The organism is Streptomyces sp. enrichment culture, assembly GCF_964273255.1.
In the GTDB taxonomy this organism is placed as follows: Bacteria; Actinomycetota; Actinomycetes; order Streptomycetales; family Streptomycetaceae; genus Streptomyces.
Genome location: NZ_OZ186835.1, coordinates 4,233,785 through 4,247,407, shown reverse-complemented (window position 1 = coordinate 4,247,407; position 13,623 = coordinate 4,233,785). Strand labels below are relative to the sequence as shown.

Here is a 13,623-nt window from a genome sequence, read left to right as displayed (position 1 = left end):
GCGGTCCGTTATCGACGCGCTCTTCGTAGCAGGCCGTTCGTGGCCGGGTGACCACGTCCGTTTTCTGACTCCGAGGAGTGATGAGCATGGCAGACGTCGTTCTGCACGCCGAGACCCGCAACGAGTTCGGCAAGGGCGCCGCGCGCCGCATCCGCCGTCAGGACAAGGTTCCCGGCGTGGTGTACGAGCACGGCCTGGAGCCGCTGCACGTGTCCCTGCCCGGCCACGAGCTGCTGCTGGCGCTGCGTACGCCGAACGTCCTGATCGAGCTGGTCGTGGACGGCAAGGGCAGCCAGCTGGCGATTCCGAAGGCCGTGCAGCGTGACCCGCTGAAGGGCTTCCTGGAGCACGTGGACCTGCTGATGGTGAAGCGCGGCGAGCGCGTCACCGTCGAGATCCCCGTGGTCGCCGAGGGCGAGCTGGCCCCGGGCGGCAACCTGCTGGAGCACGTCCTGTCGTCGGTCTCGGTGGAGATCGAGGCGACGAACATCCCCGACACCCTGCCGGTGTCGGTGCAGGGCCTGGACGCCGGTGCGGCGATCCTCGCCAAGGACCTGGTCCTGCCGAAGGGCTCCGTGCTGGTCACCGAGGAGGACGCCACGGTCCTGCAGGTGCTGGCGCCGCAGGCCGAGGAGCTCCCGGGTGACGAGGACGAGGACGCCGAGGTCTGATCGTCCCGGTATCCGTTCCACGTTCGGCCGCTGCTCCCGTGCGGGGCAGCGGCCGTCGTGTGCGGTGGGCGGGGACCGTGGGACCCGGAGTGAGGAGACTGGGACGTGACGACCGATGCGGCGGCCCCCTGGCTGGTCGTGGGGCTGGGCAATCCGGGCCCCGAGTACGCGATGAACCGGCACAACGTGGGGTTCATGGTGGCGGATCTGCTGGCCGGGCGGGTGGGGGGCCGGTTCAAGCGGGCCGGCAAGGCGCAGGCGCAGGTGGTGGAGGGCCGGATCGGGCCGCCGGGGCCGGGGAGCCGGCGGGTGGTGCTGGTGAAGCCGATGTCGTACATGAATCTGTCGGGGGGCCCGGTCAACGCCCTGCGGGAGTTCTACAAGGTGCCGCCGGAGCGGGTGGTGGCGGTGCACGACGAGCTGGACATCGACTACGGGGTGCTGCGGCTGAAGCTGGGTGGCGGGGACAACGGCCACAACGGGCTGAAGTCAATGACGAAGGCGTTCGGGCGGGAGTACCACCGGGTGCGGTTCGGGATCGGGCGGCCGCCGGGGCGGATGCCGGTGGCGGATTTCGTGCTGCGGGACTTCTCCTCGGCGGAGCGCAAGGAGCTGGACTACTTCGTGGACCGTGCGGCGGACGCGGTGGAGTGTCTGGTGATCGACGGTCTGGAGCGGGCGCAGAGTTCGTACAACTCGTGAGGTGCTGTGCTGCCTTGTGCCGTGTTGTCCCCCACCTGAGTTGACGCCTCGTACAACGATGGCCAAGGATCTCGGCCATGCGTTCTGCGGTCGTGTCCGGACGGGGTTCCTCCGTGCTGCGGCTGTGCCGGTTCGCCGCGATGGGCACGGTCACGGCGCTGATCCTGATCGCGGGTGTGTGGGCGTCGTGGGGCACGGCGCAGCACGTGATGCTGACGAAGGGGCGCGAGCACGGCACGGTCGAGGTGACGGAGTGCGGCGACGGCTCCTGCGCGGGTCCGTACGCGCCGCTGTCGCCGGGGTCGCAGCCGCGTGCGGAGGTGGTCCTGGAGGACTCGGTGGCCGTGGAGGTGGGGCGCACCTACACGGTGGTGCTGAAGCCGGGCGGTGACCGGGCGGTGCGTTCGGGTCCGGCGGGGGTGCTGTACGCGTGGGTGCCGTTCGCGGGTGGGCTGCTGCTGGCGTCGGTGGTGGTGGCGGGCGGTCTGCTGCGCCCGCGGCTCGCGTGGGTGATGGGGCTGTCGGGCGCGGGGCTGCTGACGGCGGCGTTCCTGGCGGTGTGATCCCTCGGCCACGTGGCCCGGCCCGCTGACGGCGTGCACACACCGGTGCCCCCGTCCCTCGCGTACGGCGCGCGGGGCGGGGGCACCGGTGTGTTCCGGGCCGGGGCCGTCCGGTCAGCCGGTGTTGCGCAGGCCGGCGGCGACGCCGTTGACGGTGAGCAGCAGGGCGCGGGAGAGCAGCGGGTCGACCTCCTGGCCGGCTTCGGCCGCTTCGCGGTGCCGCTTGAGGAGGGCGACCTGGAGGTAGGAGATCGGGTCGAGGTAGGCGTCGCGGATGGCGAAGGTCTGCTTCAGGACGGGGTCGGCGTCCAGCAGTTCCTGCTCGCCGGTGACGCGCAGCACTTCGGTGACGGTCAGTTCGTGCTCGGCGCGGATGGTGTCGAAGATGTGCTTCAGCTCGTCGGGGACGAGGGTGTCGACGTAGTGGCGGGCGATCCGCAGGTCGGTCTTGGCGAGGGTCATCTCGACGTTGGAGATGAAGTTGCGGAAGAAGTGCCACTGCTGGTGCATCTCGTCGAGCACGGTGTCGAGGCCGGCTTCGCGCAGGGCCTTGAGGCCGGAGCCGACGCCGAACCAGCCGGGGACGATCTGCCGGGACTGGGTCCAGCCGAACACCCAGGGGATGGCGCGCAGTCCGTCGAGGGAGACGCCGGAGCCGGGGCGGCGGGAGGGCCGGGAGCCGAGGTGCAGGTCGGCGAGCTGGTCGACGGGGGTGGAGGCGAGGAAGTACGCCGGCAGGCCGGGGTCCTCGACCAGCTTGCGGTAGGCGGTGTGGGCGGCGTCGGAGACGACGTCCATGGCGGCGTCCCAGCGGGCGAGGGCCTCGTCGGACTGGCGGGGCGCGGTGTGCAGGGCGGACGCCTGGAGGGTGGCGGCGACGGAGAGTTCGAGGTTCTCCCGGGCGAGGGCGGGGATGAGGTACTTGTCGGAGATGACCTCGCCCTGTTCGGTGACCTTGATCTCGCCCTCGAGGGTGCCCCAGGGCTGGGCGAGGATGGCGTCGTGGGTGGGGCCGCCGCCGCGGCCGACGGTGCCGCCGCGGCCGTGGAAGAGGCGCAGGCGGACGCCGTAGCGGTGGGCGACGTCGCGCAGGCGGCGCTGGGCGCGGTGGATCTCCCACTGGCTGGTGGTGATGCCGCCGAACTTGGAGGAGTCGGAGTAGCCGAGCATGACCTCCTGGACGTCGTCGCGCAGGGCGACGAGGCGCCGGTAGGAGGGGTCGGCGAGCATGTCCTCCAGGATGGTGTCGGCGGCCCTGAGTTCGTCGGTGGTCTCCAGCAGGGGGACGATGCCGATCTTCGCCCAGCCGGCGTGGAGGTCGATCAGTCCGGCCTCGCGGGCGAGGACGGTGGCGGCGAAGACGTCGTCGGCGCCCTGGCACATGGAGATGATGTAGGACTCGATGACCTCGGGGCCGAAGACCTCCAGGGCGCGCTTGACGGTCTGGAAGACGCCGAGGGTCTTCTCGCCGGCGGCGTCGACGGGGGCCGGGGTGGGGGCGAGCGGCCGGCGGGAGCGCAGTTCCTTGGCGAGGAGCTTGGTGCGGTAGTCGCGGGGCATGTCGGCGTAGCGCCAGGACTCCTCGCCGAGCCGGTCGAACAGCTGGCCGAGGGCGTGGTGGTGGGCGTCGGCGTGTTCGCGGACGTCCATGGTGGCGAGGTGGAGGCCGAAGGCGGCGAGGGTGCGGATGGTGCGGGCGAGGCGGCCGTCGGCGAAGAGTCCGCCGCGGTGTTCGCGCAGGGACGCCTGGATGATCCGCAGGTCGGCGAGGAGGCCCTCGGTGCCGAGGTAGTCGCGGCCGGGGGCGTGGGGGGTGCCCTTGGCGAGGCGGAGCTTGGTGTTCTCCAGCTTCTGGCGGATGCAGGTGGCCTTGAGCCGGTAGGGCTCCTCGGCGTTGAGGCGCTTGTAGCGGGGGCTGATCTCGGGGAGGTGGTCGAGGTCGGCGCGCAGGGAGGTGAGGAGTTCCTCGGTGGCTCCGGTGTAGCGGATGGAGTTGGACAGGAAGCCGCGCAGTTCGTCGATCATCTCCAGGGCGTCGTTGATGCCGTGTTCATGCTGGAGGATGAGGACGTCCCAGGTCACCTCGGGGGTGACGTTGGGGTTGCCGTCGCGGTCGCCGCCGATCCAGGTGCCGAAGGTCAGGGGGCGGGTGTCGTCGGGCAGGACGACGCCGGCGCGTTCGAGTTCGGCGGTGAGGTCCTCCAGGACCTCGCCGACGGCTCCGGCGTGGAGTTCGTCGAGGTAGTAGATGGCGTTGCGGGCCTCGTCGGCGGGCTCGGGGCGTACGACGCGCAGTTCGTCGGTCTGCCAGACGAGGTCGATGTTCTCGGCGAGCCGGGTGTCGAGGCGGCGCCGGTCGGAGGCGATGACGGGGGTGTCGAGGAGGGCGGCGATGCGGCGCAGCTTGTTGAGGACGGAGCGGCGGGCGGCCTCGGTGGGGTGGGCGGTGAACACGGGCCGGATGTTGAGGTGCCGCACCGTGGCGCGCAGGTGTTCGGGGTCGGCGTCCTTGAGGCGGTCGGCGGTGCGGGCCAGCAGGCCGCCCTCGGCGGCGCGGCGGGCGCGCAGTTCGCGGCCGCGGTGCACCTGCTCGGTGACGTTGGCGAGGTGGAAGTAGGTGGAGAAGGCACGGACCAGCTTGGCGGCCGTTTCCAGCTCGGTGCCGCGCAGGAGTGCGGCGGCGGCCTCGCCGTCCTCGCGGGTGAGGCGGCGGACCTTCTCGACGAGGTCGAGGAGTTCGGGGCCCTCCTGCCGGACGAGGGTCTCCCCGAGGAGGTCACCCAGTCGGCGGATGTCGGCACGCAGCTCGCTGCTCGTCGTGGCCTGGTCGTCGGCACTGCTCACAGGTGCGGCTCCTTGCAGTGTGTGAAGCTCAGCTGGAAGGGCCCGGACGTCGTCCCGTGCGGGGCTGCCGCTTAGGGGGGCGGGCATCCGGGAACAAGTTCAGAGCGGACCGCGCTGTCCGACCGGTCTCCAGGATAGGTGTCGGGTCGGACGCGCTGGGCCACGGGCTCTTGCCGCGGGGCGGCACACTGCCATACTTACGTCGGCGTAGGTTACGGGACCGTAGGAAGTACGCGGTGCCGGTCACCGGGCGCCACCCTCCATCCACACACCCCCCAGGGGACAGGTATGACCTCACGCTCCGATGTGATCGAAGAAGCCTCGAAGAAACCCCGCACGGCCGATGCCGCGCCCTCCGCCACACTGGGCGGTGAGCGCAAGCGTTCGATCGAGCAGATCACGCTGCTGCTCTTCATCACCGTTCCGTTCCTGGCGCTGCTGGCGGCGGTGCCGCTGGCCTGGGGCTGGGGGGTGAGCTGGCTGGACCTCGGTCTGCTGGTGTTCTTCTACTTCCTCGGGTGCCACGGCATCACCATCGGTTTCCACCGGCACTTCACGCACGGCTCGTTCAAGGCGAAGCGCCCGCTGAAGATCGCGCTGGCGATCGCGGGTTCGATGGCGGTGGAGGGGCCGCTGGTGCGGTGGGTGGCCGACCACCGCAAGCACCACAAGTTCTCCGACGGCGAGGGCGACCCGCATTCGCCGTGGAAGTACGGCGAGACGGTGCCGGCCCTGCTGAAGGGCCTGTGGTGGGCGCACATCGGCTGGATGTTCGACGAGGAGCAGACGCCGCAGGAGAAGTACGCGCCCGATCTGATCAAGGACCCGGCGCTGCGGGCGATCTCCCGGCAGTTCATCCTGTGGACGGCGGTGTCGCTGGCGCTGCCGGCGCTGATCGGCGGCCTGGTGACGATGTCGTGGTGGGGGGCGTTCACCGGCTTCTTCTGGGGGTCCCTCGTCCGGGTGGCGTTGCTGCACCACGTGACGTGGTCGATCAACTCGATCTGCCACGCGGTCGGCAAGCGGCCGTTCAAGTCGCGGGACCGCTCGGGCAACGTGTGGTGGCTGGCGGTGCTGTCGTGCGGTGAGTCCTGGCACAACCTGCACCACGCGGACCCGACGTCCGCGCGGCACGGTGTGGAGCGGGGCCAGCTGGACTCCTCGGCCCGGCTGATCCGCTTCTTCGAGCAGGCGGGCTGGGCGTACGACGTGCGGTGGCCGTCACGCTCGCGTATCGATTCCCGCCGCACCGGTGCGGAAGGCGGCTCCCGGCGCGGGAAGGAGCCGGCCGAGGCGGCATGATGGTCGCTGTGGCGACCGACTCGAGCACTCCCAGCAATGACAAGCCGCGGCGGACGCGCCGCACCCGGATGACCGGTGCCGAGCGCCGCCAGCAGCTGCTGGAGATCGGCCGGACGCTGTTCGCGGCGAAGGGGTTCGAAGGCACGTCGGTGGAGGAGATCGCGGCGAAGGCCGGGGTCTCCAAGCCGGTGGTGTACGAGCACTTCGGCGGCAAGGAGGGCCTGTACGCGGTGGTCGTGGACCGCGAGATGCGGCGCCTGCTGGACATGGTGACCAGTTCGCTGACCGCGGGGCATCCGCGGGAGCTGTGCGAGCAGGCGGCGTTCGCCCTCCTGGACTACATCGAGGAGTACACGGACGGGTTCCGCATCCTGGTGCGGGACTCCCCCATCCCGCAGTCGACCGGGTCGTTCGCCTCCCTGATCTCGGACATCGCCACCCAGGTGGAGGACATCCTGGGCCGCGAGTTCAAGAGCCGCGGTTTCGATCCGAAGCTGGCGCCGCTGTACGCGCAGGCGCTGGTGGGGATGGTGGCGCTGACGGGCCAGTGGTGGCTGGACGTGCGCCGGCCGAAGAAGGCCGAGGTGGCCGCGCACCTGGTGAACCTGGCGTGGCACGGGCTGGACGGCCTGGAGCCGAAGCCGCGGCTGATAGGTCACAGGAAGAGCTGAATCAATGGCTCACTGGATTAATGTTGTGTCATCATGCGTGCATGACTGAGATCACGATCAGCGCTGCCCGTGCCCAGCTCGGTGACCTCGTCCGTCGTGCCGCCCACGGACGCGAGACCATCGCCCTCACGGATCACGGGCACGTGGCCGCGCTGCTCGTGTCGCCGCAGGTGATAGAGGATCTGGAAGATGCCTTGGCGGTCGCCGAGTACGAGCGCCGCAAGGCCGAGGGGACCCTCGGTCCGGGCATCCCCATGGCCGAGGTGCGCCGGCGGTTGGGGCTCGAGCAGAAGTGACGTACGAGATCGTCTTCGAGCCGCACGCCCTCGATTCCGCAGCCCGATTCCTTAAAGAGGACGCAAGTGGCCTGGCGCTGGTCCTCGACACCATCGACAAGCTCGCCGAGAACCCTCGACCCGCAGGGTCGGTTCCGTACGGATCGGCAGACATCCGGCGTCTGCGCATCGGCGACTACCACGTCCTGTACGTCATCGACGACCACGTCATCCGCATCCTGGTCACCCACATGGGGCGCACCCTCTGAGATCAACCGCCCTTCGTCGCGACCGCGAAGATCCGGCGGAAGGGGAACGGGGTGCCGTGGAGGCCGGCCGGGTAGGCGGTCCGCAGGGCCGTCCGGTACTCGGCGACGAAGGCGTCCCGGGCCTGCGGGTCGTCGGCGAGGGCGGTGAGCACGGGCCGCAGCCCGGTGCCCTCGACCCAGTCGAGGACGGGGTCCTCCCCCTGCAGCAGGTGCACGTACGTCGTCTCCCACGCGTCGGTCGCGCAGCCCAGGGCGGTCAGCCGCGCCAGGTACTCCTCCGGGCGGAGGACCGCGTCGCCGTGGCGCAGGACGCCGGACAGGCGGTCGCGCCACCGCGGGGAGCCGGCCAGTTCGCGCATCAGGACGTGACTGGGGGCGTCGAAGTTGCCGGGCACCTGGAAGGCGAACGTGCCGCCGGGGGTGAGCCCGTCGATCCAGTCGCGGAACCGCTCGGTGTGGCCGGGGACCCACTGCAGGGTGGCGTTGCTGATGATCAGGTCGCAGGGGTGCTCGGGCGTCCAGGTCCGGACGTCGGCGTGGGCGAAGTCGAGGCGGCCCCCGCCCGGGGTGGGGCCGGCGTGGTCGGCGCGGGCGCGGTCGAGCATCTCGGGTGAGGAGTCGTAGCCGGTGACGCGGGCCGTGGGCCAGCGGTCGGCGAGCAGGGCGGTGACGTTGCCGGGGCCGCAGCCGAGGTCGGCGATGCGGGGCCGGCCGGAGGGCAGGGCGGGGACGCGGGCGAGGAGGTCGGTGAAGGCGCGGGCGCGGTGGCCGGCGTGGCGCAGGTACGGGTCGGGGTCCCAGGCGGGGGTCGTCGCGGGCACGGTGCCTCCCGGTGGCCGGTGGTCTCCCGTCCAGCGTCACCCACCCAATATTTCGATGCCAAGATGCTCGATATCAAGAGACTTCACGTCGACACAACCACTACACTGATCGTCATGGAGGACGAGGTCGATCGGCTGGTCGCAGCGTGGCGCCGGGAGCGCCCGGACCTCGACGTGGAACCGCTCGAAGTGCTCAGCCGGGTGAGCAGACTCGCCCGGCACCTGGACCGTGCCCGGCGGCTGGCGTTCGCGGAGCACGGCCTGGAACCCTGGGAGTTCGACGTGCTGACCGCGCTGCGCCGCGCGGGCACCCCGTATCAGCTCTCCCCCGGGCAGCTCCTCACCCAGACGCTCGTCACCTCCGGCACCATGACCAACCGGATCGACCGGCTGGCCAAGAAATGCCTGGTGGAACGCCTCCCGGACCCGAGCGACCGGCGCGGCGTCCTGGTCCGTCTCACCGACGTCGGCCGCGACCGCGCCGATCAGGCCCTGGCGGGGCTGCTGGCCCAGGAGCGCGCCATCCTCGCGGAGCTGTCCACCGCCCAGCGCGCCGAACTGGCGGCCCTGCTGCGGCAGCTGACCGCCCCGTTCGACAACATCCCCGGCTGACCGGCGGGCCGCCGCCGGCGCCCGGGCGTGCCCCGTCAGGCGCTGCTGCTCTCCTCCGGGACGCGGGCGGGCGGGCCCAGGTCGGCCGGGCCCACGCCCGCGCGGCGGGCCAGGGCGACGGCGGCGAGGGTGGAGTGGACGCCCAGTTTGCCGAGGACGTTCTGCATGTGGGTGCGCACGGTGTGCGGGGACAGGTACAGGCGTTCGGCGACCGCCTTGCGCCCCAGGCCCGCGACCATGCACCGCAGGACCTCCCGCTCGCGCGGGGTGAGGGACTCCACCAGCCGCTCGCTCTCGGTGCGGTGCTTGCGGGCCGCGGTCAGCTCGCGCAGCACCCCGGTGAGGAGCGCGGGCGGCAGGTGCGTCTCGTCGCGCAGCACACCCCGGATGACGGTGAGCAGCCTGCTCAGCGAACAGTCCTTGGCCACCCAGCCCGAGGCTCCGGCCTGGAGGGCGAGGGCGGCCCGGCGCGGGTCGTCCCGGTCGGCGAGGACGACGGTGCGGACCTGGGGGTGGGCCGAGCGCACGCCGCCGACCAGCGCGATCCCGTCCACCAGACCGTCCGCGTCGCCGTCCTGCACGGGCACGGCGGGACGGCCGCCCGGTGCTCTGCCGCCCAGGTCGGCGTCGACGAGCAGCACGTCGAACCGGCGGCCCTCGGTGGCGGCGCGCTCCAAGCTGCGCAGGGCGGCCGGACCGCTGCCCGCGGCGGACACGTCGACATCGGGTTCTGCCGCCAGGGCCGCGGCGAGTGACTCGGCGAAAATACGATGGTCGTCGACGACCAGGACTCGGATGCGAACCACGAAACCCCCTTCCCCGAGCTCTCCGTAGAGCAGGGGATTACCCCGACGCCGGAGGACGACACCACCGCGCACACGACGACGGGCCTCGCTCCGTCGCGCCAGGACGCCGGACGGACCGTCGCGGGACCCGCCCGGCCGCTGCCGCGCGGTGACCGCACCGCCGCCCGGGCGTCGTGCCCGGCACTCCCGCTCTCCGACCGGCACCGGCCCCCACCGGCGCTGTGCTTCAGAGTACGGGCGGGGGCCGGGAGCGGAAGGATATTTGCAGAACTGGCGCACTCGCGCGTTTATGGTGAGCCCCATGTTTCGTCTGGAGACAGAAGTCGACAAAGCACGACGTGATCTGCTCCGGAGGCGGCTCCGGGAGACCAACACGGCGGCCTCGCCGGTGCTGCGGGCGCTGCGCGGGACCCCCGGCGAACGGGAGGCGCCTTTGCACGTGTGGGTGATGGACCCGGGCGGCGCGCTGGCCGGCGGTCTGGTCGGCCACACCTGGACCACGTGGCTGCACGTGACGTACCTCTGGGTCGACGCGCCGCACCGCGGGGCGGGCATCGGGTCCCGCATCCTGGCCGAGGCGGAACGCCTCGCGGTCACGGAACGGGGGGCCCGGCACGCGCGGGTGGAGACCTGGGACTTCCAGGCGCCGGACTTCTACCGCCGGCACGGCTACGAGGTGGTGTGCGCGATCCCCGACTACCCGCCGGGGATCACCGAGTACACGCTGACCAAGTGCCTGCGCTGAGCGGGGTCACAGCAGGCGGCGCGCCCCCTCGGACGGCACCGCCCCGAAGGTGCGCGGCGCGGTGAGGCCGGCCGCCGCGAAGGCCTCCTCGACCGCCTTGGTGACGGCCGGGACGGCGTCCTCCTCGGTGAGGACGACGGCCGAGCCGCCGAAGCCGCCGCCGGTCATCCGGGCACCGAGGGCGCCGGCGGACAGGGCCGTCTCGACGGTCAGGTCGAGCTCCGGGCAGGACACCCGGAAGTCGTCGCGCAGCGAGGCGTGCCCCTCCACCAGGACGGGCCCGATCGCCCGGGGGTCGCCCGCCCGGAGCAGGGCCGCCACCCGCCGCACCCGCTCGTTCTCCGTCACGACGTGGCGGACCAGCCGGCGCACCTCCTCCTCGCCGGCGAGGAGGGCGAGCGCCGCGTCCAGGTCCGCGTACGCCACGTCGCGCAGCGCGTCGACGCCCAGCAGGGCGGCGCCCCGCTCGCAGCCCTCGCGGCGCCTGCCGTACTCGCCCTGGCTGTGGCTGTGCTCGACGCGGGTGTCGACGACGAGCAGGCGCATGCCCTCGGCGGACAGGTCGAAGGGGATCTGCTCCCGGGTCAGGTCGCGGGTGTCGAGGAACAGGGCGTGGCCGGCCTCGCAGCAGGCGGACGCGGTCTGGTCCATGATGCCGACGGGCGCGCCGACGTAGGCGTTCTCCGCGCGCCGGCACAGCAGGGCGAGGCGGCCGCCGTCCAGGCCGAGTCCGTACAGGTCGTTCAGCGCGAGGGCGACGGCCACCTCCAGGGCCGCCGAGGAGGACAGTCCGGCGCCCGGCGGGACCGTGGAGGCCAGGTGGACGTCGGCGCCGGTGACCGGGTGGCCGGCCTCGCGCAGCGCCCAGACCACGCCGGCCGGGTAGGCGGTCCAGGTGCGGTCGGTGCCGGGGGCGAGATCGTCGACGGCGATCTCGGTGACGGGGGCGCCGATGTCGGCCGAGTGCAGGCGCAGCAGGCCGTCGGTGCGGGGGGAGACCGCCGCCGTGGTGCGGTGGGGCAGGGCGAACGGCATGACGAAGCCGTCGTTGTAGTCGGTGTGCTCGCCGATCAGGTTGACCCGGCCGGGCGCCGCCCACACTCCGTGCGGCCCGGTTCCGTACAGCTCGGTGAAGCGCTGCGCGACCTGCTGTGCCTCCACTACTGCTCCCTCGTCAGGTGCTGTGCGAACTCCCACGCGTCGCGGACGATCGCGGCGAGGTCGGTACGGGTCGGGGCCCAGCCCAGCCGGGCGCGGGCGGTGTCGGCGGAGGCGACGAGGACCGCGGGGTCGCCGGCCCGGCGGGGGGCGGCCACCTCGGGGACGGGGTGGCCGGTGACGCGGCGGACGGTCTCGACGACCTCGCGGACGGAGAAGCCGTTGCCGTTGCCGAGGTTGCACACGAGGTGCTCGCCGGGGGTGGCGGCGTCCAGCGCGAGCAGGTGGGCCTCGGCCAGGTCGGCGACGTGGATGTAGTCGCGGACGCAGGTGCCGTCGGGGGTGGGGTAGTCGTCGCCGTAGACGGAGACGGCCTCGCGGCGGCCCTGGGCGACCTGGAGGACGAGGGGGATCAGGTGGGTCTCCGGCTGGTGCCGCTCGCCGTACGCACCGTGGGCGCCGGCGACGTTGAAGTAGCGCAGCGAGACGGCGCCCAGGCCGTGGGCCGCGGCCTCCGAGGCGATCATGTGGTCGACGGCCAGCTTGGAGGCGCCGTAGGGGTTGGTGGGGCGGGTGGGCGCGGACTCGGTGACGGGGACCCGGTCGGGTTCGCCGTAGGTGGCCGCGGTGGAGGAGAACACCAGCCGCCGCACGCCCGCCTCGCGCATCGCGCCGAGCAGGGCCATGGTGCCGCCGACGTTGTTGTCCCAGTACTTCTCGGGGCGGACGACCGACTCGCCGACCTGGGAGAAGGCGGCGAAGTGCAGGACGGCGTCGAAGGAGGGGTCCAGCCACTTGGCGGCGTCGCGGATGTCGCCCTCGACGAAGGCGGCCCCGGCGGGGACGCCGGCGCGGAAGCCGGTGGAGAGGTTGTCGAGGACGACGACCTCGTGACCGGCCGTCAGCAGGTGGTCGGCGACGACGCTGCCGACGTATCCCGCGCCCCCGGTGACCAGGTACTTCCCGCTCATGAACTCGCTACCTCCCGCAGTCGCTGGGCCGCCCGTTCCGGCGGCACGTCGTTGATGAACACGTTCATGCCGGATTCGGAACCCGCGAGGAACTTCAGCTTGCCGGAGGTGCGGCGGACGGTGAAAAGCTCGAGGTGCAGGGCGAAGTCGTCGCGGGTGAGCCCGTCGGACTCCACCGGTCCGCGGAACGGCGCCTGGTGCCAGGCGGCGATGTACGGCGTGGGCGGTTCCGCCTCCCCGAAGATCCGGTCGAAGCGCCCCAGCAGCTCCAGGTAGACGCGGGGGAACTCGGCGCGGGCGGCCTCGTCCAGGGCGAGCAGGTCGGGCACCCGCCGCTTGGGGTAGAGGTGCACCTCGTAGGGCCAGTGCGCGGCGTACGGCACGAAGGCGGCCCAGTGTTCACCCTCCAGGGCGACCCGCTCCCCGGCGAGTTCGCGGCGGAGCACCACGTCGAAGAGGTTCTCCCCGCCGGACTCCCGTTTGTGTGCGGCCACCTGGCGGAGCATCAGGGCGGTGCGGGGGGTGGTGAACGGGTAGGCGTAGATCTGCCCGTGCGGGTGCTGGAGCGTGACACCGATCTCGGCGCCCCGGTTCTCGAAGCAGAAGACCTGTTCCACGGCGGGCAGGTGCGACAGTTCGGCGGTCCGGTCGGTCCAGGCGTCCAGGACGAGGCGGGCCTGCTGCTCGCTCAGGTCGGCGAAGGAGGCGTCGTGGTCGGAGGTGAAGCAGACGACCTCGCAGCGCCCCGAGTCGCCGGCCAGGGACGGGAAGCGGTTCTCGAAGACGACCACGTCGTAGGAGCTGTCCGGGATCTCGCTGAGCCGGTCCCCGCGGGAGGGGCACAGGGGGCACTGGTCGGCGGGCGGGTGGTAGGTGCGGGCCTGGCGGTGGGAGGCGATGGCGACCCGGTCGCCGAGCAGGGGGTCGGAGCGGATCTGAGAGGTGGTGACGGTGGGCGCGAGGGGTCGGCGGTCGACCGCGTCGCGCACGGTGGCGTCGCTGAGGTCGTAGTAGATGAGCTCACGACCGTCGGCCAGTCGGGTCGAGGTCTTCTTCACGCCGGACGCTCCATTCGGGCCGCTCGGATCAGGACGCCAGTCTCACCGTCCCTTCCAACAGAACCCAACGTACCAAAACACAACCCACCAGACCCCCTCAACATCACAATCCAACAAAGATCACCATCAGAAGTGTTCATTTTCTGAACGCGGAG

Annotated in this window: 15 protein-coding genes; 9 read left to right on the top strand and 6 right to left on the bottom strand. The window is 71.9% G+C overall.

The genetic code is table 11. The features are described 5' to 3' along the window. Positions 1-86 precede the first annotated feature (86 nt). From ACSU53_RS18455 to ACSU53_RS18445, 3 genes are all read left to right on the top strand, one after another. Positions 87-671, top strand: a complete 585-nt coding sequence (locus ACSU53_RS18455) for a 50S ribosomal protein L25/general stress protein Ctc (protein WP_437029130.1) — start codon at positions 87-89, stop codon at positions 669-671. Positions 672-776: 105 nt separating this feature from the next. Beyond that, a complete protein-coding gene (gene pth / locus ACSU53_RS18450; protein ID WP_164334607.1) occupies positions 777-1,373 on the top strand; it encodes an aminoacyl-tRNA hydrolase in 597 nt (198 codons plus the stop codon). 77 nt (positions 1,374-1,450) lie between these two features. Next, the gene (locus tag ACSU53_RS18445) at positions 1,451-1,936 is read left to right on the top strand and encodes a hypothetical protein (protein WP_437029128.1); all 486 of its coding nucleotides are present in this window, start codon (positions 1,451-1,453) and stop codon (positions 1,934-1,936) included. Between the two features lie 114 nt (positions 1,937-2,050). On the opposite strand, the gene ppc is transcribed toward ACSU53_RS18445, so the two are convergent. Next, positions 2,051-4,780 carry a phosphoenolpyruvate carboxylase gene (gene ppc / locus ACSU53_RS18440; RefSeq protein WP_437029126.1) on the bottom strand — a complete coding sequence of 910 codons (2,730 nt, stop codon included), beginning with the start codon at positions 4,778-4,780 and terminating at the stop codon, positions 2,051-2,053. 288 nt (positions 4,781-5,068) lie between these two features. On the opposite strand from ppc, the gene ACSU53_RS18435 reads away from it, so the two are divergent. The 4 genes from ACSU53_RS18435 to ACSU53_RS18420 are packed head-to-tail and all read left to right on the top strand — an operon-like array spanning position 5,069 to position 7,297. Further along, positions 5,069-6,082 carry an acyl-CoA desaturase gene (locus ACSU53_RS18435; protein WP_437029124.1) on the top strand — a complete coding sequence of 338 codons (1,014 nt, stop codon included), beginning with the start codon at positions 5,069-5,071 and terminating at the stop codon, positions 6,080-6,082. Beyond that, the gene (locus tag ACSU53_RS18430) at positions 6,079-6,753 is read left to right on the top strand and encodes a TetR/AcrR family transcriptional regulator (RefSeq protein ID WP_361290367.1); all 675 of its coding nucleotides are present in this window, start codon (positions 6,079-6,081) and stop codon (positions 6,751-6,753) included. The genes ACSU53_RS18435 and ACSU53_RS18430 overlap by 4 nt, the downstream gene beginning before the upstream one ends. Positions 6,754-6,794: 41 nt before the next feature. Beyond that, on the top strand, positions 6,795-7,049 hold the full coding sequence (locus ACSU53_RS18425; RefSeq protein ID WP_437029121.1) for a type II toxin-antitoxin system Phd/YefM family antitoxin: 255 nt from the start codon (positions 6,795-6,797) through the stop codon (positions 7,047-7,049). Further along, entirely contained in the window at positions 7,046-7,297 is a 252-nt protein-coding gene (locus tag ACSU53_RS18420; RefSeq protein WP_437029119.1) for a type II toxin-antitoxin system RelE family toxin, read from the top strand. Before ACSU53_RS18425 ends, ACSU53_RS18420 begins: the two co-directional genes overlap by 4 nt. Before the next feature lie 2 nt (positions 7,298-7,299). On the opposite strand, the gene ACSU53_RS18415 is transcribed toward ACSU53_RS18420, so the two are convergent. Continuing rightward, positions 7,300-8,118, bottom strand: coding sequence for a trans-aconitate 2-methyltransferase (locus ACSU53_RS18415; protein ID WP_437029117.1), 819 nt, complete (start codon positions 8,116-8,118; stop codon positions 7,300-7,302). A 114-nt stretch (positions 8,119-8,232) separates the two neighbouring features. Here ACSU53_RS18415 and tamR point away from each other — a divergent pair, with 114 nt between their 5' ends. After that, a complete protein-coding gene (tamR, locus tag ACSU53_RS18410; protein WP_362100824.1) occupies positions 8,233-8,730 on the top strand; it encodes a MarR family transcriptional regulator TamR in 498 nt (165 codons plus the stop codon). A 35-nt stretch (positions 8,731-8,765) separates the two neighbouring features. Here tamR and ACSU53_RS18405 read toward each other — a convergent pair whose 3' ends face one another. Then, positions 8,766-9,536, bottom strand: a complete 771-nt coding sequence (locus ACSU53_RS18405; protein ID WP_437029115.1) for a LuxR C-terminal-related transcriptional regulator — start codon at positions 9,534-9,536, stop codon at positions 8,766-8,768. Positions 9,537-9,825: 289 nt separating this feature from the next. On the opposite strand from ACSU53_RS18405, the gene ACSU53_RS18400 reads away from it, so the two are divergent. Further along, positions 9,826-10,281, top strand: coding sequence for a GNAT family N-acetyltransferase (locus ACSU53_RS18400; protein ID WP_437029113.1), 456 nt, complete (start codon positions 9,826-9,828; stop codon positions 10,279-10,281). Positions 10,282-10,287: 6 nt separating this feature from the next. Here ACSU53_RS18400 and galK read toward each other — a convergent pair whose 3' ends face one another. Genes galK through galT form a run of 3 tightly spaced genes read right to left on the bottom strand, consistent with a single transcriptional unit; the run spans position 10,288 to position 13,468 of the window. Continuing rightward, entirely contained in the window at positions 10,288-11,442 is a 1,155-nt protein-coding gene (galK, locus tag ACSU53_RS18395) for a galactokinase (protein WP_437029112.1), read from the bottom strand. Continuing rightward, positions 11,442-12,410 (bottom strand): UDP-glucose 4-epimerase GalE, encoded by a 969-nt coding sequence (galE, locus tag ACSU53_RS18390; RefSeq protein ID WP_437029110.1) that lies wholly within the window; start codon positions 12,408-12,410, stop codon positions 11,442-11,444. The genes galK and galE overlap by 1 nt, the downstream gene beginning before the upstream one ends. Further along, a complete protein-coding gene (galT, locus tag ACSU53_RS18385; RefSeq protein ID WP_437029108.1) occupies positions 12,407-13,468 on the bottom strand; it encodes a galactose-1-phosphate uridylyltransferase in 1,062 nt (353 codons plus the stop codon). Before galT ends, galE begins: the two co-directional genes overlap by 4 nt. Between the last annotated feature and the right edge of the window lie 155 nt (positions 13,469-13,623).